Source organism: Streptomyces sp. NPDC052107 (genome assembly GCF_040680215.1).
Taxonomy (GTDB): Bacteria; Actinomycetota; Actinomycetes; order Streptomycetales; family Streptomycetaceae; genus Streptomyces.
On the sequence record NZ_JBFAWG010000023.1, the window covers coordinates 19,577 to 37,935 of the forward strand.

Annotated in this window: 13 protein-coding genes and 1 riboswitch; of the genes, 6 read left to right on the forward strand and 7 right to left on the reverse strand. The window is 72.2% G+C overall.

The features are described 5' to 3' along the window. Positions 1-7: 7 nt before the first annotated feature. Positions 8-2,887, reverse strand: coding sequence for a GNAT family N-acetyltransferase (locus tag AB0M27_RS24285; protein WP_365723983.1), 2,880 nt, complete (start codon positions 2,885-2,887; stop codon positions 8-10). 178 nt (positions 2,888-3,065) lie between these two features. Between AB0M27_RS24285 and AB0M27_RS24290 the strand changes: the two genes are divergently transcribed. After that, on the forward strand, positions 3,066-3,347 hold the full coding sequence (locus AB0M27_RS24290) for an HPr family phosphocarrier protein (protein ID WP_053655224.1): 282 nt from the start codon (positions 3,066-3,068) through the stop codon (positions 3,345-3,347). 145 nt (positions 3,348-3,492) lie between these two features. Here AB0M27_RS24290 and AB0M27_RS24295 read toward each other — a convergent pair whose 3' ends face one another. From AB0M27_RS24295 to AB0M27_RS24310, 4 genes are all read right to left on the reverse strand, one after another. After that, positions 3,493-4,179, reverse strand: a complete 687-nt coding sequence (locus AB0M27_RS24295; protein WP_365723986.1) for a GntR family transcriptional regulator — start codon at positions 4,177-4,179, stop codon at positions 3,493-3,495. Between the two features lie 199 nt (positions 4,180-4,378). Further along, positions 4,379-5,125: a M23 family metallopeptidase gene (locus AB0M27_RS24300; protein WP_365723988.1), complete on the reverse strand. Its 747-nt coding sequence runs from the start codon at positions 5,123-5,125 to the stop codon at positions 4,379-4,381. Positions 5,126-5,137: 12 nt separating this feature from the next. Then, a riboswitch (cyclic di-AMP (ydaO/yuaA leader) is annotated at positions 5,138-5,301 on the reverse strand. Positions 5,302-5,550: 249 nt separating this feature from the next. Next, positions 5,551-6,939, reverse strand: a complete 1,389-nt coding sequence (locus AB0M27_RS24305; RefSeq protein WP_365723989.1) for a pitrilysin family protein — start codon at positions 6,937-6,939, stop codon at positions 5,551-5,553. After that, on the reverse strand, positions 6,936-8,339 hold the full coding sequence (locus AB0M27_RS24310; RefSeq protein ID WP_365723991.1) for a pitrilysin family protein: 1,404 nt from the start codon (positions 8,337-8,339) through the stop codon (positions 6,936-6,938). The genes AB0M27_RS24305 and AB0M27_RS24310 overlap by 4 nt, the downstream gene beginning before the upstream one ends. Before the next feature lie 381 nt (positions 8,340-8,720). Between AB0M27_RS24310 and AB0M27_RS24315 the strand changes: the two genes are divergently transcribed. After that, positions 8,721-11,180, forward strand: coding sequence for a DNA topoisomerase IV subunit A (locus AB0M27_RS24315; RefSeq protein WP_365723993.1), 2,460 nt, complete (start codon positions 8,721-8,723; stop codon positions 11,178-11,180). Here AB0M27_RS24315 and AB0M27_RS24320 read toward each other — a convergent pair. Together AB0M27_RS24320 and AB0M27_RS24325 are read right to left on the reverse strand one after the other, a co-directional pair. Further along, positions 11,177-12,265, reverse strand: a complete 1,089-nt coding sequence (locus AB0M27_RS24320; protein ID WP_365723995.1) for a GTP-binding protein — start codon at positions 12,263-12,265, stop codon at positions 11,177-11,179. The genes AB0M27_RS24315 and AB0M27_RS24320 overlap by 4 nt on opposite strands. Positions 12,266-12,331: 66 nt before the next feature. Further along, on the reverse strand, positions 12,332-13,498 hold the full coding sequence (locus AB0M27_RS24325) for a citrate synthase/methylcitrate synthase (RefSeq protein WP_365723997.1): 1,167 nt from the start codon (positions 13,496-13,498) through the stop codon (positions 12,332-12,334). Positions 13,499-13,611: 113 nt separating this feature from the next. On the opposite strand from AB0M27_RS24325, the gene AB0M27_RS24330 reads away from it, so the two are divergent. From AB0M27_RS24330 to AB0M27_RS24345, 4 genes are all read left to right on the forward strand, one after another. Next, positions 13,612-14,895 carry a citrate synthase gene (locus AB0M27_RS24330; protein ID WP_365723999.1) on the forward strand — a complete coding sequence of 428 codons (1,284 nt, stop codon included), beginning with the start codon at positions 13,612-13,614 and terminating at the stop codon, positions 14,893-14,895. A 54-nt stretch (positions 14,896-14,949) separates the two neighbouring features. Further along, entirely contained in the window at positions 14,950-15,891 is a 942-nt protein-coding gene (locus AB0M27_RS24335) for a sucrase ferredoxin (RefSeq protein ID WP_365724001.1), read from the forward strand. Positions 15,892-15,996: 105 nt separating this feature from the next. Continuing rightward, entirely contained in the window at positions 15,997-17,676 is a 1,680-nt protein-coding gene (locus AB0M27_RS24340; protein WP_365724003.1) for a sensor histidine kinase, read from the forward strand. After that, on the forward strand, positions 17,673-18,353 hold the full coding sequence (locus AB0M27_RS24345) for a response regulator (protein WP_365724005.1): 681 nt from the start codon (positions 17,673-17,675) through the stop codon (positions 18,351-18,353). Before AB0M27_RS24340 ends, AB0M27_RS24345 begins: the two co-directional genes overlap by 4 nt. Positions 18,354-18,359: the final 6 nt, after the last annotated feature.

Below are 18,359 nucleotides of genomic sequence, written 5' to 3' on the forward strand. Positions count from 1 at the left end.
CCCCCGATCAGTAGGCCGGCATCGTGCGCGGGCCGAGGTCGTCGCGGGCGGGCGGCGGCGCGAGCCGTACGGTGGCGCCGAGGACGCTCACGCCGTGCGGGGCGACGACGACCGGTTCCAGGGTGACGGCGACCACCTCCGGGTGATCGTCGACCAGTCGGGACACCCGCAGCAGCAGCTCCTCCAGCGCCGGGGTGTCGACGGGTGTGGAACCGCGCCAGCCGAACAGCAGCGGTGCCGTACGGATCGACCGCACCAGGGAGGTCGCCTCCCGGTCGGTGACCGGCACGAGCCGGTGCGCCATGTCCCCGAGCAGCTGGGAGGCGGCCCCGGCGAGCCCGAAGGACAGCACGGCCCCGGCCGCCGGGTCGATCACGGCCCGTACGACGGTGTCGACGCCGCGCGGTGCCATGCCCTGCACCACCGGGCGCAGCTCCTCCGGCTTGCCGAACAGCTCGATCAACTCGGCGTACGCGCGGCGCAGTTGCTCCTCGTCCGCGAGGTCGAGACGTACGCCGCCCAGGTCGGCGCGGTGTCTGAGGTGCGGGGCGGTGGCCTTGAGGGCGACCGGGTAGCCGAGGCTGCGGGCGGCTTCGGCGGCGGCGTCGGGGGTGGGCGCGGGCAGAGCGCGCCGTACGGGGATGCCGTACCTGCCGAGCAGCTCGCAGGTCTCCGCCTCGGAGATCGTGAGCCCTTCCCCCCGCGCGAGCAGCTCACCGATCTGCCGCGCGGCTCCCTTCTCGTCGATGTCGTCGTACTCGGGCACCTTCCCGGGATCAGCCGTCTCCCGCCGCCACTGCCCGTACCTGACGGCTTCAGCCAACGCCCGCACGGCACGTTCGGCGGCGGGGTAGGCGGGGATGAGGTGCGTGCCCTCCGGAGGGCCGGCCGCTTCCGCTGTCGCGGTGGGCAGTCGCCCCGCAGGGCGATGGGGGTCCCCCCGCTCGAGCGGAGCCGACAGCGGGAGAGGGTGGGCACCGCCCTCGGTGCCGGGTGCCTTTTCAACGGCCGCGGGTGCGGTACTGGCCGCAGCCGACAACGCCTCCGCAAGCCCCCCGAGCTCCACATGAACCACCAGCACCGGCTTCCCCGGAACGGCGGCCGCGGCCGACCGCAACGCCGCGGCCAGTTCCGCATCCCCCGGCGACGCTTCCCCGATCACGGGGATCGCCGTCACCACGACGGAGTCGCACGTCTCGTCGGCCAGCGCGGCGCCCAGCGCCCGATGGAAGTCCTCCGCCGTCGCCCCGGTCGTCAGGTCCAGCGGACGCGAAGGCCGCAGCCCCTCCGCCAGACACCGGTCGTACGTCAGTACCCCCAGCGACTCGGAGTTCCCCAGGATCGCCACCCTCGGCCCCGCCGGCAGCGGCTGCCGGGCGAGCAGCAGCCCCGCGTCGACCAGCTCGGTGATCGTGTCGACCCGGATCACCCCGGCCTGCCGCAGCAGCGCGGAGACGGTGGCGTGCGGCAGCCGGGTGGCGCGTACCGCGTGTCCCTGGGGCGCGGAACCGTCCCCCTGCACCACGACCAGCGGCTTCGCCGCCGCCGTCCGGCGCGCGAGGCGCGTGAACTTGCGCGGGTTGCCGATGGACTCCAGGTACATGAGGGCGACGTCGGTCTCGGGGTCGTCGTACCAGTACTGGAGGACGTCGTTGCCGGAGACGTCCGCGCGGTTGCCGGCGGACACGAACGTGGACACGCCGGTGACCCCGGTGACCCCTCCCCCGCGCCGGTGCAGCCGGGACAGCAGGGCGATGCCGATGGCGCCGGACTGGGCGAACATCCCGATGCGGCCGGGGCGGGGCATCTCCGGGGCGAGGGAGGCGTTCAGCCGGACGCCGGGCGCGGTGTTGATGATCCCGAAGGCGTTCGGGCCGATGATGCGCATGCCGTACGCGCGTGCCTGCCGGACGAGGGCCCGCTGCCGCTCGCGCCCCTCGGGCCCGCTCTCGGCGTACCCGGCGGAGAGCACGACGAGCCCCTGCACTCCGTGCTCCCCGCACTCGGCGACCACGGCGGGCACGTGCTCGGCAGGTACGGCGACCACGGCGAGGTCCACCGGACCGCCGATGTCCCGCACGCACCGGTACGCCGGCACCCCGTCGACCTCGCCGAGGTCCTCCGGGAAGGCCTTGTTCACGGCGTACAGCAGGCCGCCGTAGCCGGCGTCCCGGATGTTGCCGAGGACGCTGCGGCCGACACCACCGGGGGCGCGGCCGACACCGACGACCGCCACCGAGCCGGGCATGAGCAGCCGCCGTACCGAACGGGCCTCGGCGCGCTGCTCCCGCGCGCGCTGCACGGCGAGGGAGCGGTCGGTGGGTTCGAGGTCGAACTCCAGGCGGACGACGCCGTCCTCGAAGCTGCGCTTCTGGGTGTAGCCGGCGTCCGTGAACACCTTGATCATCTTGGTGTTGGCGGGCAGCACCTCGGCGGCGAAGCGGCGGATGCCGCGCTCGCGGGCGACCGCCGCGATGTGCTCCAGCAGGGCGGAGGCGACCCCGCGGCCCTGGTGCGCGTCCTGCACCAGGAAGGCGACCTCGGCCTCGTCGGCGGGCGCGGTGGCGGGCATGCCGTCGGTGCCGATGCGGTCATAGCGTACGGTGGCGATGAACTCGCCGCCGATGGTGGCCGCGAGTCCCACCCGGTCCACAAAGTCGTGGTGCGTGAAGCGGTGGACGTCCTTGGCGGAGAGCCTGGGGTACGGCGCGAAGAAGCGGTAGTACTTCGACTCGTCCGAGACCTGCTCGTAGAAGCTGACAAGGCGGTCGGCGTCATCAACGGTGATGGGCCTGATGCGCGCGGTACCACCGTCGCGCAGCACCACGTCCGCCTCCCAGTGGGCGGGGTACTGGTGCCGGTCCTGCCGGTCCGCCGAGGTCTGCATGGGCCCCAGAGTACGGCTCGCGTCCGACAACGGCGCGGGGCAGTCTGTGGAGGACGGAAGCCGGAACCGAGGCCGCGGTTTTGGCGCCACACCGGAGCGGACGAAGGTCCGCTCCAGGCACGCTTCGCGATATGGGAAACTGGTCTAGACAACCCTGAAGACTGAAGGGCAGCAACACATGGCTGAGCGCCGCGTCAACGTCGGCTGGGCCGAGGGCCTCCACGCCCGCCCCGCCTCCATCTTCGTCCGAGCCGCCACGGCCGCAGGCGTCCCGGTGACGATCGCCAAGGCTGACGGCAACCCCGTCAACGCGGCCTCCATGCTGGCTGTCCTGGGCCTGGGCGCCCAGGGCGGCGAGGAGATCGTGCTGGCCTCCGACGCCGAGGGCGCGGACGTCGCCCTGGACCGTCTGGCCAAGCTGGTCGCCGAGGGTCTTGAGGAACTGCCCGAGACGGTCTGAACAGCAGCACGCTGATACGCCGGAGCCGCGTCGCCTTTTCGGGCGGCGCGGCTCTGTGTTTCCGGGCTCATTGCGCGCACACCGGAATCAGGGCAGCGGAAATACAACGCAGCCGAATTACTCTTCTTTGTATACGGCGTCCGTGTTAATGCCGGAGGCCCGACATGTTTACGGCGTGTTGCGATGTCCTCACACGCTCGCCGGCCCCGGAAAAACGCAGCCGGTGCACGGCCGTCGCGCGCTCGGTGTGCAGCGCCGTGAGCGCCCGCGCACGCTCGCCGTCGCCGCGCGCCACCGCGTCGACGATGGCGCCGTGTTCCGCCCAGTAGTCCACCGGGCTCGGTGGCGCCTCCACGGCGTACATCCAGGCGATCTTGTGCCGGAGCTGGGTGAGCATCGCGGTCAGCGAGGGGCTGCCGCAGGCCTGGGCGAGCGTCTCGTGGAACCAGCCGCCCAGCGAGCGCAGATCCTCGCTGTGTCCCCGCCTGGCCCGCTCCTGGCCCAGCCTGACCAGGCCGCGCAGCACTTTCAGATGGGCCTCGGTGCGCCGCTGGGCAGCCCGGGCGGCCCCGAGCGGCTCCAGCAGCAGGCGCATGTCCAGCAGGTCGGCGGCCTCCTGCTCGGTCGGCTCGGCCACACACGCGCCCGCGTGCCGGCGGGTCACCACGAAGCCCTCGGCCTCCAGGGTGCGCAGGGCCTCGCGGACGGGGACGCGCGAGACGCCGTAGCGGCGGGCGAGGACTTCCTCGGTCAGTCGGCCGCCGCGCTCGTAGACACCCGCGACGATGTCATCCCGGATGGCCGTGCACACCGAGTGCGCCGGAATACGCATGACCGACCTCCGCCTTAATCCCCGTGAAACGTCGACGATGGACGCGTGTTCCGTGACTCTATTCCAATGAGCCGGAATTTCCGACGGCGGACCGGAATCCATGGATATTTTTTGGTCAGCGGATCGGGTCGCGCCCGCGAAAAAACGACGAAAGCCCGGCTCGGTGAGCCGGGGCTTCGCATGCCGCGCGAGGGGGGCGTCAGACGTTCACGCCGTGCTTGCGGAGGTAGGCGACGGGGTCGACGTCCGAGCCGTAGTCGGGGGTCGTGCGGGCCTCGAAGTGCAGGTGCGGGCCGGTGGTGTTGCCGGTCGCGCCGGACAGGCCGATCTGCCGGCCCGGGGTGACCTGCTGGCCCACCGAGACGCCGATCGACGACAGGTGGCCGTACTGGGTGTACATGCCGTCGGCCATCTTGATCACGATCTGGTTGCCGTACGCGCCGCCCCAGCCGGTGGAGACGACGGTGCCGGAGCCGACCGCGTGGACGGGGGTGCCGCTCGCCGCGTGGAAGTCGATGCCGGTGTGCGAGCCGGAGGACCACAGGGAACTGCTCGCCCGGTAGCCGGTGGAGACGTAGGAGTTCGCGATCGGGGCGACGAAGGTGTTCATCAGGCGCTTGCGCTCGGCCTCCCGGGCGGCGCGGGCCCTGGCCTCGCGCTCCTGCTTCGCCTTCTCGGCGGCGGCCTCCTCGGCCGCCTTCTGCTCGGCGGCCTGCTGCTGCGCGGCGGCCTGCGCGTCGATGTGCTCGGCCACGTCGTCGCTCAGGGTGAGGACCGGCGTGAGGCCGGTCTGCTCCACGGTGTTCTCGGCGGCGAGCGCCGGGGAGGCGGCGAGGGTGCCGATGACACCGGTGGTGGTGAGGGCCGCGATGCCCGCCGCCTGAGCGGTGGTGCGCTTGACCCGGCCGGGCTTGCGGTGCTTCCCGGTGGCGCACATGAACGCCATGGAGTGGCTGGTCCTTTCCTTCCCTCTCGCCTACCGGGTTAGCTGACGGGTTCGGAGCAGGAAGGTCTCCTACGGGCCCCCTCGCGGCTCGCGCGGGCGCCCGATTCACCCCAGGGACTGCGTGGGTCCCCGGCTCCCCTGGCTCGCGCCGTACGGGGACTCGGCGATGGCTGTCCGGTGCCGCGGGTGCGGCGCACTGCCTACCGACGAACAGCCTGGGCGACGCTACGTAAGCCCGCTTTCGAACCCCAAACCGATCCGGGCTTTTGTAGCGCATCCCACAGGGCAGACAGGCAACCTCCGCCTCAAATCGGGCATCTGGGGAAGGGTCTGGAACAGCGGAGGCCCTGACGGTCCGTAGACCGTCAGGGCCCCACGCGCGTGTGCGGCCTCTCGGGCGTACCCGGCCGCTGCGACGGCTCGCCCTACTCGGCCGACACCACGGTCACTTCACCGATGCCGAGCGCCTCCACCGGCGCCTTGATCTGGGCGGCGTCACCGACGAGGACGGTCACCAGGCGGTCCACCGGGAAGGCGTTCACGACGGCCGCCGTGGCCTCCACCGTGCCCGTCGCGGCCAGCTGCTGATACAGCGTCGCCTGGAAGTCGTCGGGCAGGTACTGCTCGACCTGGTCGGCCAGCGTGCTCGCGACGGCCGCCGCGGTCTCGTACTTCAGCGGCGCCACCCCGACGAGGTTCTGCACGGCCACGTCCCGCTCGGCGTCGGTCAGGCCGTCCGCCGCGAGGGCGCGCAGCACCTTCCACAGGTCCTCAAGCGCCGGGCCGGTGTTGGGGGTGTCCACGGAACCGCTGATGGCGAGCATCGACGTGCCCGTGCCGTCCGGCGCGGACCTGAGGACCTGGCCGAAGGCGCGCACACCGTAGGTGTAGCCCTTCTCCTCGCGCAGGACGCGGTCCAGGCGGGAGGTGAGGGTGCCGCCCAGGCAGTAGGTGCCGAGCACCTGGGCGGGCCACACACGGTCGTGCCGGTCGGGGCCGACGCGGCCGATGAGCAGCTGCGTCTGCACGGCGCCGGGCCGGTCCACGATAACCACGCGCCCGGTGTCGTCGGCGGTCACCGGCGGCACGGGCCGCGGCTCGCCCGGGGTGCCGGTCCAGGCGCCCAGGGTGTCGCCGAGCAGCGCGTCCAGGTCGACGCCGGTGAGGTCGCCGACCACGACCGCCGTGGCCGTGGCGGGGCGTACGTGCCGGCCGTAGAAGGCGCGTACGGCGGCGGCGTCGATCTTCTCGACGGTCTCCTCGGTGCCCTGGCGGGGGCGTGACATGCGCGAGACCACCGGGAACAGCTCCTTGGAGAGCTCCTTGGCGGCCCGGCGGGAGGGGTTGGCCAGCTCGTGCGGGATCTCGTCCAGGCGGTTGCGGACCAGCCGCTCCACCTCGCTGTCGGCGAAGGCGGGCGCGCGCAGCGCGTCGGCGAGCAGGCCGAGGCCCTTGGCCAGGCGGGAGGCCGGGACCTCCAGGCTGAGCCGGACGCCGGGGTGGTCGGCGTGCGAGTCCAGCGTGGCGCCCGCGCGCTCCAGCTCGGCGGCGAACTCCTCGGCGGAGTGCTTGTCGGTGCCCTCGGAGAAGGCCCGCGCCATGATCGTGGCGACGCCGTCCAGGCCCGACGGCTCGGCGTCCAGGGGCGCGTCCAGCAGCACCTCGACGGCGACGACCTGCTGGCCGGGGCGGTGGCAGCGCAGCACGGTCAGGCCGTTGTCGAGCGCGGTGCGCTCGGGCGCCGGGAACGCCCACGGCCTGGCCTCGCCGGGCTGCGGCTGGGGGTGGAAGTCCATGGTGGCGAGCTGGGTCACTTGGCCGTCTCCTCGTTCTCGTTCTCGTCGGCGCCCGCCTCTACGGTGGCCTCCTGCTCCGGGTCCTCGGGGACGTCGGCGTCCGGGGCCTTCTCCGGGGACTTCGGCTCGTAGACCAGGACCGCGCGGTTGTCGGGACGCAGGCGGGCCCCGGCGACCTCCTGGACCTCCTCCGCGGTCACCTCCAGGACGCGCTTGACGGCGGTGAGGGCGAGCTGCGGGTCGCCGAACAGGACGGCGTAGCGGCACAGTTCGTCGGCGCGGCCGGCGACCGTGCCCAGCCGGTCCAGCCACTCGCGCTCCAGCTGGGCCTGGGCCCGCTCCATCTCCTCGGGGGTGGGGCCCTCCTCGGCGAACCGGGCCAGCTCCTCGTCGATGGCGGTCTCGATGACCGGCACCTCGACGTCACCGGAGGTCTTCACGTCCAGCCAGCCCATGGAGGGCGCGCCGGCCAGGCGCAGCAGGCCGAAGCCGGCGGCGACGGCCGTACGGTCGCGGCGCACCAGCCGGTTGTACAGGCGGGAGGACTCGCCGCCGCCGAGGATGGTCAGGGCGAGGTCGGCGGCGTCGCACGCGCGCGTGCCGTCGTGCGGCAGCCGGTAGGCGGCCATCAGGGCGCGCGCCGGGACCTCCTCGACGACCACTTCGCGCTTCTGCTCGCCGATGACGTCCGGCAGGGAGCCCTCGCGGGGGGCGGGCTTGCCGTCGTGGGACGCGATCGACCCGAAGTACTTCTCGATCCAGGAGAGGGTCTGCTTGGGGTCGATGTCGCCGACCACGGAGAGCACCGCGTTGTTCGGCGCGTAGTAGGTGCGGAAGAACCGGCGGGCGTCCTCCAGGGTGGCCGCGTCCAGGTCCGCCATCGAGCCGATCGGCGTGTGGTGGTAGGGGTGGCCCTCCGGGTACGACAGGGAGGTCAGCTTCTCGAAGGCGGTGCCGTAGGGCACGTTGTCGTAACGCTGGCGGCGCTCGTTCTTGACGACGTCCCGCTGGTTCTCCATGGACTCGTCGTCCAGGGCGGCCAGCAGCGAGCCCATGCGGTCGGCCTCCAGCCAGAGGGCGAGCTCCAGCTGGTGGGCGGGCATGGTCTCGAAGTAGTTGGTGCGCTCGAAGCTGGTGGTGCCGTTGAGCGAGCCGCCGGCCCCCTGCACGAGCTCGAAGTGGCCGTTGCCCTTGACCTGCGCCGAGCCCTGGAACATCAGGTGCTCGAAAAGGTGAGCCAGGCCGGTACGCCCCTTGACTTCGTGGCGGGAGCCGACGTCGTACCAGAGGCAGACCGCCGCCACCGGGGTCAGGTGGTCCTCGGAGAGCACCACGCGCAGACCGTTGGCCAGGCGGTGCTCGGTCGCTGTCAGGCCCCCGGAGCCTGCCTCGGCTGTGGTCGTGTGACCCATGGGCATGTACATCCCTTCGCGAGCGGAGGCGGTTGTGGAAACCGCGGTTTTCCTGCCGTTCCTGCCACTGTATGCAAACCGTGCGGGGCCTCGGCGAAGTTCCGGCGGGACGTACGCCCACAGCGGATCCCGTAACCTGCCTCGAACCCGCCCGGGGGTGCCGGGAAGGCCGCCGGGACCGGGTCGTGGCACAGGTTGTCAGTGCCTCGGTCCACAATGGTCGGCGTCAGATCCGTCCCACGCTTCAGCAAGAGTGAGCCGGAGGGGCGCGTGGGTGTCGAGAGGGCGAGCGCGCGGAGGCCCGAAGGGTTGAGCACAGTCGCCCTCTCGACACCGACATAAGGCGCCCCGCAGGCGAGCGACCAGATCAGAAGGAGCCAGGCAGCGATGGCCCGCCGCAGCACGAAGACCCCGCCGCCCGACGATTCGTTCGAGGAGAGAATCCTCGACATCGACGTCGTGGACGAGATGCGTGGCTCCTACCTCGAGTACGCGTACTCGGTCATCTACTCGCGCGCCCTGCCGGACGCCCGTGACGGCCTCAAGCCGGTGCACCGCCGGATCGTGTACCAGATGAACGAGATGGGCCTGCGCCCCGACCGCGCCTATGTGAAGTGCGCGCGTGTCGTCGGCGAGGTCATGGGCAAGCTGCACCCGCACGGCGACGCGTCGATCTACGACGCCCTGGTGCGCATGGCCCAGCCGTTCTCCATGCGCGTGCCGCTGGTCGACGGCCACGGCAACTTCGGCTCGCTGGGCAACGACGACCCGCCGGCCGCCATGCGGTACACCGAGTGCCGGCAGGCCGAGGCGACGAGCCTGATGACCGAGTCGATCGACGAGGACACGGTCGACTTCGCGCCGAACTACGACGGCCAGGAGCGGGAGCCGGTGGCGCTGCCGGCCGCCTTCCCGAACCTGCTGGTCAACGGCTCCTCGGGCATCGCGGTCGGCATGGCGACGAACATGCCGCCGCACAACCTCGGCGAGGTGATCGCGGCCGCCCGCCACCTGATCCGGCATCCGAACGCGGACCTGGACGCGCTGATGAGGCACGTCCCGGGCCCGGACCTGCCCACCGGCGGACGGATCGTCGGCCTGGACGGCATCCGGGACGCGTACGCGACGGGCCGCGGCACCTTCAAGATCCGTGCCACGGTGTCGGTGGAGGCGGTGACGGCCCGCCGCCAGGGCCTGGTCGTCACCGAACTGCCCTTCACGGTCGGCCCCGAGAAGGTCATCGCGAAGATCAAGGACCTGGTCAACAGCAAGAAGGTCCAGGGCATCGCCGACGTCAAGGACCTCACCGACCGTGAGCACGGCCTGCGCCTGGTCATCGAGATCAAGAACGGCTTCGTGCCGGAGGCGATCCTGGAGCAGCTGTACAAGCTGACCCCGATGGAGGAGTCCTTCGGCATCAACAACGTCGCCCTGGTCGACGGCCAGCCGCTCACGCTGGGCCTGAAGGAGTTGCTGGAGGTCTATCTCGACCACCGCTTCGACGTGGTCCGGCGCCGCAGCGAGTTCCGCCGCACCAAGCGCCGCGACCGGCTGCACCTGGTCGAGGGCCTGCTCACCGCGCTGGTCGACATCGACGAGGTCATCCGGCTGATCCGGTCCAGCGAGAACTCCGCGCAGGCCAAGGAGCGCCTGATGCGGCGCTTCTCGCTGAGCGAGGTCCAGACGCAGTACATCCTCGACACTCCGCTGCGCCGGCTCACCAAGTACGACCGCATCGAGCTGGAGGCGGAGAAGGACAAGCTCACCGCGGAGATCGCGGAGCTGACCCGGATCCTGGAGTCCGACGCGGAGCTGCGCAAGCTGGTCTCGGCCGAACTGGCCGCCGTGGCCAAGAAGTTCGGCACCGACCGGCGTACGGTCCTGCTGGAGTCCGCGGGCGCCCCCGCGGCCACGGTGCCGCTGCAGGTCGCCGACGACCCGTGCCGGGTGCTGCTGTCCTCGACGGGTCTGCTGGCCCGTACGGCGACCGCCGAGCCGTTCCCGGAGCAGGAGGACGCCAAGCGCGTCAAGCACGATGTGATCGTCTCCGCGGTCCCGGCTACCGCGCGCGGCGAGATCGGCGCGGTGACCTCGGCGGGCCGGCTGCTGCGGATCAACGTCGTCGACCTGCCCCAGCTGCCGACGACGGCGGCCGCGCCGAACCTCTCCGGAGGCGCGCCGCTGGCGGAGTTCGTCTCCCTGGAGGACGACGAGACGGTGGTCTGCCTGACCACGCTGGACGAGTCGTCCCCGGGCCTGGCGCTCGGCACCGAGCAGGGTGTCGTCAAGCGCGTGGTGCCCGACTACCCGTCCAACAAGGACGAGTTGGAGGTCATCACGCTGAGGGAGGGCGACCGGATCGTCGGCGCGGTGGAACTGCGCACCGGCGAGGAGGACCTGGTCTTCATCACGGACGACGCCCAGCTGCTGCGCTTCCAGGCGTCCATCGTGCGCCCGCAGGGCCGCCCCGCCGGCGGTATGGCGGGCATCAAGCTCTCCGAGGGCGCGAAGGTCATCTCCTTCACGGCGGTCGACCCGGCGGCCGACGCGGTGGTGTTCACGGTCGCGGGCTCGCGCGGCACGCTGGACGACTCCGTGCAGACGACCGCCAAGCTGACCCCGTTCGACCAGTACCCGCGCAAGGGCCGGGCCACCGGCGGTGTGCGCTGCCAGCGGTTCCTGAAGGGCGAGGACTGCCTGTCGCTGGCCTGGGCGGGCGTGGTTCCCGCGCGCGCGGCACAGAAGAACGGCACCCCGGCGGACCTGCCGGAGCTGGACCCGCGCCGGGACGGTTCGGGCACGTCGCTGCCGAAGACGGTGGCGGTGGTCGCGGGACCGGTGCTCTAGGCGGGTGGATCTTCCAGGTCCGCCTCGTCCGGGCCTCGTACGTAGCGCAGGACGCCCCACATGCCGTGTTCCTCGGCGTGTGGGGCGCCGTTCCGGCACCCCTTGAGCTCCTGGCCGAGGGCCTCGGTGTCGATGCCGCGGCCGATCAGCACGAGCTGGGTCAGGCGGTCGCCGGCAGCGCCCCAGGGCTCCGGGTAGAAGCGCAGGAACCGGCCGACGGCGTGCACGGCGTACCGGTTGAGGGTGTCGTACGGCCCGAAGTCGACGTACCCCTTGATCCGGTACAGCCGCTCGGGGCGGCTGTCCAGGAACCGCATGAGCCGGCGGGGTTCCAAGGGGATCTCGGAGGTGAAGGCCAGGCTGTCGTAGCCGGTGTGCAGATGACCGGCGAGCTCATCGCCCCCGGTGTGCTCATGGAGGTCGTCGAAGGACAGCTGCCCGATGCGCTCCTCGCTCGGCTTGCAGTCGAAGAGCAACTCGGGGTCGATACGGCCGTAGGTGGCGGGGACGACGGCGGCGCGGTCGGTGAGCGAGCGGACGAGGCCCAGCATCCGGTCGGCGTCGTCCGCGCGGTCGAGCTTGTTGACGACGACGAGGTCGGCGAGGGCCAGATGCCGGTCGATCTCGGGGTGCCTCGCGCGCGTGCCGTCGAACTCGGCGGCGTCCACGACCTCCACCAGGCCGCCGTAGACAACCCTCGGGTGCTCGCTGGCCAGCGCCATCCGCACGAGTTCCTGCGGCTCGGCGAGCCCGCTGGCCTCGATGACGATCACGTCGATGCCGGTGCCGGGGTCGGCGAGCCGGTCCAGGTAGAGGTCGAGTTCGCTCGCGTCGACGGCACAGCACAGGCAGCCGTTGCCGAGCGAGACGGTCGAGTCGCCGAGGGCGCCCGCGACGGCCATCGCGTCGATCTCGATGGCCCCGAAGTCGTTGACGATCGCTCCGATCCGGCTGCCTCCGCTGCGGTGCAGGAGGTGGTTGAGGAGCGTGGTCTTCCCGGATCCGAGGAAACCGGCGAGCACGACGACCGGGATCTGCTGCGGGCTACGGCTGCTGTCCGGGCTGTTCGCCAGGCTGTTCCCCAACGGGCGACCTCTCTTGTGTGGACCGACTGCCGGTCCAGGATAGGAGGGGCCCCTGGGGCGGGTGCGTCAGCCGGCGGCCGGCACCGCGACCGGTGGCGTCGGCCCCACATACCGCGCGACCGGACGGATGATCTTCGAGTCGGCCGCCTGTTCCAGGATGTTGGCGCTCCAGCCCACCACCCGCGCCGCGGCGAAGGTGGGGGTGAACATCTCGCGGGGCAGTCCGCAGACTTCCATGACCACGCCGGCGTAGAACTCGACGTTGGTGTGGAGTTCGCGGCCGGGCTTCAGTTCGGCGAGGATCGCCTCGACCCGGCGTTCGACCTCCACCGCGAAGTCCACGCGCGGACCGCCGAAGCTCTGGGCGATCTCCCGCAGCATCCGCGAACGGGGGTCCTCCGTGCGGTAGATGGCGTGTCCGAAGCCCATCATCCGGTCGCCGGCGAGCACTCGCTCGCGGATCCAGGGGTCGATCCGGCCCGGCGTGCCGATGGCGTCCAGGGTGTCCAGGGCCCGGCTGGGCGCGCCTCCGTGCAGCGGCCCGGACAGGGCGCCCACGGCTCCGGTCAGACAAGCGGCCACGTCGGCTCCGGTGGAGGCGATGACGCGGGCCGTGAAGGTTGATGCATTGAATCCATGATCAATGGTTGAGATCAAGTATTGCTCGACCGCACGCGCCCGCCGCGGCTCGGGCTCCTCACCCGTGAGCATGTACAGGTAGTTGGCCGCATAAGGGAGTTCCTCGCGCGGCTCGACCGGGTCCAGGCCCTCCCCCAGCCGGTACAGCGCGGTGAGCAGCGTGGGTACGGCCGCGCAGACGGCGAGGGTGTCGGCGCGGCGCCGGTCGGCGTCGATGTCGTACACCGGTCGCAGTCCCCGCGCCGAGCCCAGCAGGGACAGGGCCGTGCGCAACCCGGACAGCGGGCCGGAGACGCGGCTCGCCGCGGCGATCGCGGGCAGCACCGCGCGGACCTCCTCGGGCAGCCGCCGCAGCGCCGCGGTCTCGGCGGTGAAGTCGGCGCGGCGCTCCGCGTCCGGGAGCGTGCCGTGGACCAGGAGATGCCAGACGTCCTCGAAGCCTCGGGTCCGCGCGAGTTCGACGGCCGAGTACTGGCGGTAGTGGTAGAAGCCCTCCCGCCCCCGGACGTCACCGATCTCGGTCTCGGTGACGACGACGCCGGCGAGTCCGCGCGGTGCGTCTATGAGCGGGGTCGCGGTCCTGTCGATGGTCATGGTTCTCCTCCCTGGACTTGATCCGACTGTCCATGCTTGACTATTCCATTGTCAATATTGATTCAATCAATGCGAACCGCTCAACATGTGCAGAGACGGCTACGGTGACCCCCATGCGCGATCACGAACCCGCTCCCGGCCGTCCCGGGCGCCGCCTGACCACCAAGGAGACCGCCGAACTGCTCGGCGTGAAGCCGGAGACGGTGTACGCGTACGTGAGCCGCGGCCTGCTCAGCAGCAGACGTGAACCCGGCGGCCGTGCCAGCACCTTCGAGGCGAAGGAGGTCGAGGCCCTCGCCCGGCGCCACCGCCGCGAGGCGGCCGGCACCCCGGGCTCCGGCGGGGACCTGTCCGTCCGAACGCGCATCACGCTGATCGAGCGGGACCGGTACTACTTCCGGGGCGTGGACGCCGTCGAGCTGGCGCTGCGTCACTCCTACGAGGAGGTCGCGGAGTGGCTGTGGACGGGCCGGCTCACCCCGGGCGTGACCTTCTCCGCGCCCCGCCCCACCGTCGAGGTCGCGCGCCGCGCGGTGAACGCGCTGTCCGAGCACGCCTCCCCGACCGACCGGCTGCGGGTGGCGGCCGTCGCCGCGGCGGCCGAGGACCCGTTGCGCTTCGACCTGTCCGAGGACGCCGTGCTGAACACCGCGCGGATCCTGATCCCCACGCTCGTCGACGCGCTGCCGCCGGTCCGGCGTGACCACAAGGACGACGGCCCGCTCGCCCGGCGGCTCTGGGGCCGGCTGACCGGCCGCTCCGCCGACGAGGCGTCGCTGCGCGTCCTGGACACCGCCCTCGCCCTGCTCGCCGACCACGATCTGGCCGCCTCCACGCTCGCGGTCCGGGTCGCCGCCTCGGCCCGCGCGCACGCCTACGCGGCCATCTCGGCCGGGCTCGGTGTCCTGGAGGGCCCGCTGCACGGCGCCGCGAGCGGCAACGCCCACCGCATGCTGCTCGACGTACTCGACCAGGGCACGGCGGTCCCGGTGATCGCCGACGAACTACGCGCGGGCCGCCGGGTTCCGGGGCTCGGCCACCGTCTGTACACCGGCGAGGACCCGCGCGCGAGCGTGCTGTTCGGCCTGCTGGAGCAGGTCCCGCGCGCGGAGTCCGCCCTGCTCGCCGCCCGGGACGTCGTCGCCACGACCGCCCGGCACACCCCGCTGCACGCCAACGTCGACCTGGCCCTGGCAGTGTTCACGGCGTCCAGCGGCATGCCCGCCACGGCCGGCGAGACGATCTTCGCCGTCGCGCGGACGGCGGGCTGGATCGCACACGCCCTGGAGGAGTACGGCGAGCGCCCGCTGCGCATGCGCCCGGTGGGCCAGTACGTCGGCCCGCGGCCTCCGCAGCCGCTGCCGGAACTGCTCCGCCCCGAAACCCTTCCGGAGTAGGACACAATCGCGGCCGGAAGTCGCCCCAGGGAGAGTCAGGTTAGGCTCACCTCTGTGAGTAGGTGTGCGACCGTCTCCCGGAGCCTCGACGAGCCCGTCTCCGGTACGGCGGCGACGGCGACGACGTGGCTGCTGCTGGAACAGCCCGGCCCGTGGGGCGCCAAGGCGCTCACTTCGAGCCACCTGGATCCCGCGGTGGGGCGGGCGCTGGAGGCGGCCGCCGAGGGAACCGGCGTACGCGTCGTGCTCATCCGGCGCCCAGGGCGCCACGCCGACCCCGGCACGCACGCCGTCCGGCAGGTGTACGCCGCCCACACCGTGCCCGGCCGTGTGTGGCTGCACGGCGCCACGACCCGCGATCCGAACCGACTGCTCGGCCTCGACTTCGCCGCCCTCGGAGCGGGTGACCATCGTTCCTTCGGCGCCGCGCTCGGCGGGCGCCCGTACCGCGGCGACCCGCTCGCGCTCGTGTGCACCAACGGCAAGCGCGACCGCTGCTGCGCCCTTCTGGGCCGTCCCCTCGCCGCCGAACTGTGCGCCTCGGGGGTGCGCGGCGTCTGGGAGGTCACCCATCTGGGTGGACATCGCTTCTCGCCGACCGTGCTCGTCCTGCCGTACGGCTACGCCTACGGCCGCGCCGAGGCGCACACCATCAAGGAGGCGCTGCACGGCGCGCAGGAGGGGCGCGTGGTGGTCGAGGGGTGTCGCGGCTGCTCCGCCTGGGAACGGCCCGGTCAGGCGGCCGAGCTGGCCGTCCGGTCGGTGGCGGGCGAGTACCGGGCAGGGGCGCTGAGTGTCGTACGGAACGACGGCGCGGCCCCGCGCTGGGAGGTCACCGTCGGGCACGCCGACGGCCGCCGCTGGCGGGTGACCGTGGTCCAGGGAGCGTCGCTGCCACCCCGCCCCGAGAGCTGCGGCGCGGCGGTGCTCGGCACGCCGGCCCGGATGGACGTCGTGTCCGTGCGCGAGCTGAGGCCGACGGCGCTGGCGAGCTGAGCGACCGGCTCCTTCCAGCGGCGACCGTCTCGTTCAAGACCTGGTCAAGAGATCCCCACCACACCCCCTGGGGGCGGGCGTGCCCGTCCACGTACCTTCGTGGGTATGAGCCCCACTCCCCCCGCACGCCGTCTGCGCCTCGGTCTGCCGCGGCGGGTGTTCTCGCAGGTGCTGCTGATGCAGGTGGCGATCGCCGCGGGGGTCGCGGTGCTCGCGACCGGGCTGTTCCTGGCGCCGCTGAGCAAACAGCTGGACCAGGAGGCGATGCGCCGCGCGCTGGCCATCGCCGAGACCACGGCCCAGGACCCGCAGATCGCCGAGGGCGTCCTGAGCACCCCGCCGACCAGTGATGGCCCGGTGCAGAAAGCGGCCGAGCGTATCCGCAAGGCCACGAACGCCGAGTACATCGTGGTGCTGGACACGCACTGGGTGCGCTGGTCGCACCCCACGCCCGCGCAGATCGGCCATCTCGTCTCCACCAGCCCCGAGGACGCCCTCGCCGGCAACGAGATCATGGAGATCGACAACGGCACCCTGGGCCGCTCGGCCCGCGGCAAGGTGCCGCTGTACGACACGCACCACCGGATCATCGGGGCGGTGTCGGTCGGTATCGCCTACGACAGCGTGCGGGCGCGGCTGATCAGCGCGATCCCGGGCCTGTTCGCGTACGCCGGCGGCGCTCTCGCGGCGGGCGCGCTGGCCGCCTGGCTGATCTCCCGCCGGGTCCAGCGGCAGACCCGGGACCTGGCCTTCTCCGACATCTCGGCGCTGCTCGCGGAGCGCGAGGCGATGCTGCACGGCATCCGGGAGGGCGTGGTCGCCCTCGACCGCGGCGGCCGTGTCCGCCTGCTCAACGACGAGGCGCGGCGGCTGCTCGGCATCGGCGACGAGGCGGTCGGGCGGACCCCGGACGAGGCGCTCGGCGCGGGCCGTACGACGGACGTGCTGGCCGGCCGGGTGACCGGCACCGATCTGCTCACCGTGCGCGGCCAGCGGGTGCTGGTCGCCAACCGTATGCCCACCGACGACGGCGGCGCCGTGGCCACCCTGCGCGACCGCACCGAACTGGAACAGCTGGGGCGCGAACTCGACTCCACGCGCGGGTTGATCGACGCCCTGCGCGCCCAGGACCACGAGCACGCCAACCGCATGCACACCGTGCTCGGACTGCTGGAGCTGGAGATGTACGACGACGCCGTGGAGTTCGTCGGCGAGGTGGTCGGCGACCACCGGGCTACCGCCGAGCAGGTCACCGAGAAGATCCAGGATCCCCTGCTGGCCGCGCTGCTGGTCGGCAAGGCGACCGTCGCGGCCGAGCGCGGAGTGGCGCTGTGGGTGTCCGAGCACACCAAGCTGCCCGACCGGCTGATCGATCCGCGGGGTCTGGTCACGGTCGTGGGCAACCTGGTGGACAACGCCCTCGACGCGGTCGCCGGCACGCTCCATGCGCGCGTGGAGGTCGAGTTGCGCACAGAGGGCCGTGCGGTCGTCCTCAGGGTGCGCGACACGGGCCCCGGAATCCCTGCGGACCAGCGGGAGCTGATCTTCACGGAGGGCTGGTCCACCAAGAAGCCGCCCGCGCACGGCAAACGGGGTCTCGGGCTCTCGCTGGTGAGCCGGCTCACCCAACGGCAGGGCGGAAGCGCGACGGTGGGCGAGGCGGCGGGCGGCGGCGCGGAGTTCACCGTGGTCCTGCCGGAGGCGCTGACCGAGCCGGAGCTTCAACCCGCGGCGCTGGAGAAGTCCCTCGATCCCGCTGCCGTCGCCGAGGAGGAGACCCGATGATCGAGGTCCTGGTCGTGGACGACGACGCCCGCGTCGCCCGGGTCAACGCCGCGTACGTGGAGAAGGTGCCGGGATTCCATGTCGCCGGCGAGGCGCACAGCGCCGCCGAGGCGCTGCGGCAGGTGGAGACGCTGCCCCGGCTGGACCTGGTCCTCATGGACCACTACCTGCCCGACGACACCGGTCTCGCGGTCGTCCGGGAGATGCGCCGGCGCGGCCACCAGGCCGACGTGATCATGGTGACGGCCGCGCGGGACGTGTCGACCGTGCAGGCCGCGATGCGACAGGGGGCGCTGCAGTACCTGGTGAAACCGTTCGCCTTCACCGGTCTGCGCGCCAAGCTGGAGGCGTACGCACGGCTGCGGCGCACGCTGGACGGCGGAGGCGAGGCCGAACAGGCGGAGGTGGACCGCATCTTCGGCGCCCTGTCCGCGCCGTCGGAGCCCGGGCTGCCCAAGGGGCACTCCCCCACGACGGCCGAGCTGGTCCGCCAGGCGCTGATGAACGCCGAAGGTCCGCTGTCCGCCCAGGAGATCGCCGAGCGGACGGGCGTCAGCCGGCAGACGGCCCAGCGCTATCTGAAGCTTCTGGAGCGCACCGGACGGGCACGTCTGACCCTCAAGTACGGCGACGCGGGCCGCCCCGAACACCGTTACGTGTGGGCGACCCGCGTCTGAGCGCAC

What these genes read in the sequence shown, in the direction of transcription:
- AB0M27_RS24285 (WP_365723983.1), bottom strand. Translation starts at nt 2,887, where the DNA reads ATGCAGACCTCGGCGGACCGGCAGGACCGGCACCAGTACCCCGCCCAC.
- AB0M27_RS24290 (WP_053655224.1), top strand. Translation starts at nt 3,066, where the DNA reads ATGGCTGAGCGCCGCGTCAACGTCGGCTGGGCCGAGGGCCTCCACGCC.
- AB0M27_RS24295 (WP_365723986.1), bottom strand. Translation starts at nt 4,179, where the DNA reads ATGCGTATTCCGGCGCACTCGGTGTGCACGGCCATCCGGGATGACATC.
- AB0M27_RS24300 (WP_365723988.1), bottom strand. Translation starts at nt 5,125, where the DNA reads ATGGCGTTCATGTGCGCCACCGGGAAGCACCGCAAGCCCGGCCGGGTC.
- AB0M27_RS24310 (WP_365723991.1), bottom strand. Translation starts at nt 8,339, where the DNA reads ATGCCCATGGGTCACACGACCACAGCCGAGGCAGGCTCCGGGGGCCTG.
- AB0M27_RS24315 (WP_365723993.1), top strand. Translation starts at nt 8,721, where the DNA reads ATGGCCCGCCGCAGCACGAAGACCCCGCCGCCCGACGATTCGTTCGAG.
- AB0M27_RS24325 (WP_365723997.1), bottom strand. Translation starts at nt 13,498, where the DNA reads ATGACCATCGACAGGACCGCGACCCCGCTCATAGACGCACCGCGCGGA.
- AB0M27_RS24330 (WP_365723999.1), top strand. Translation starts at nt 13,612, where the DNA reads ATGCGCGATCACGAACCCGCTCCCGGCCGTCCCGGGCGCCGCCTGACC.
- AB0M27_RS24340 (WP_365724003.1), top strand. Translation starts at nt 15,997, where the DNA reads ATGAGCCCCACTCCCCCCGCACGCCGTCTGCGCCTCGGTCTGCCGCGG.
- AB0M27_RS24345 (WP_365724005.1), top strand. Translation starts at nt 17,673, where the DNA reads ATGATCGAGGTCCTGGTCGTGGACGACGACGCCCGCGTCGCCCGGGTC.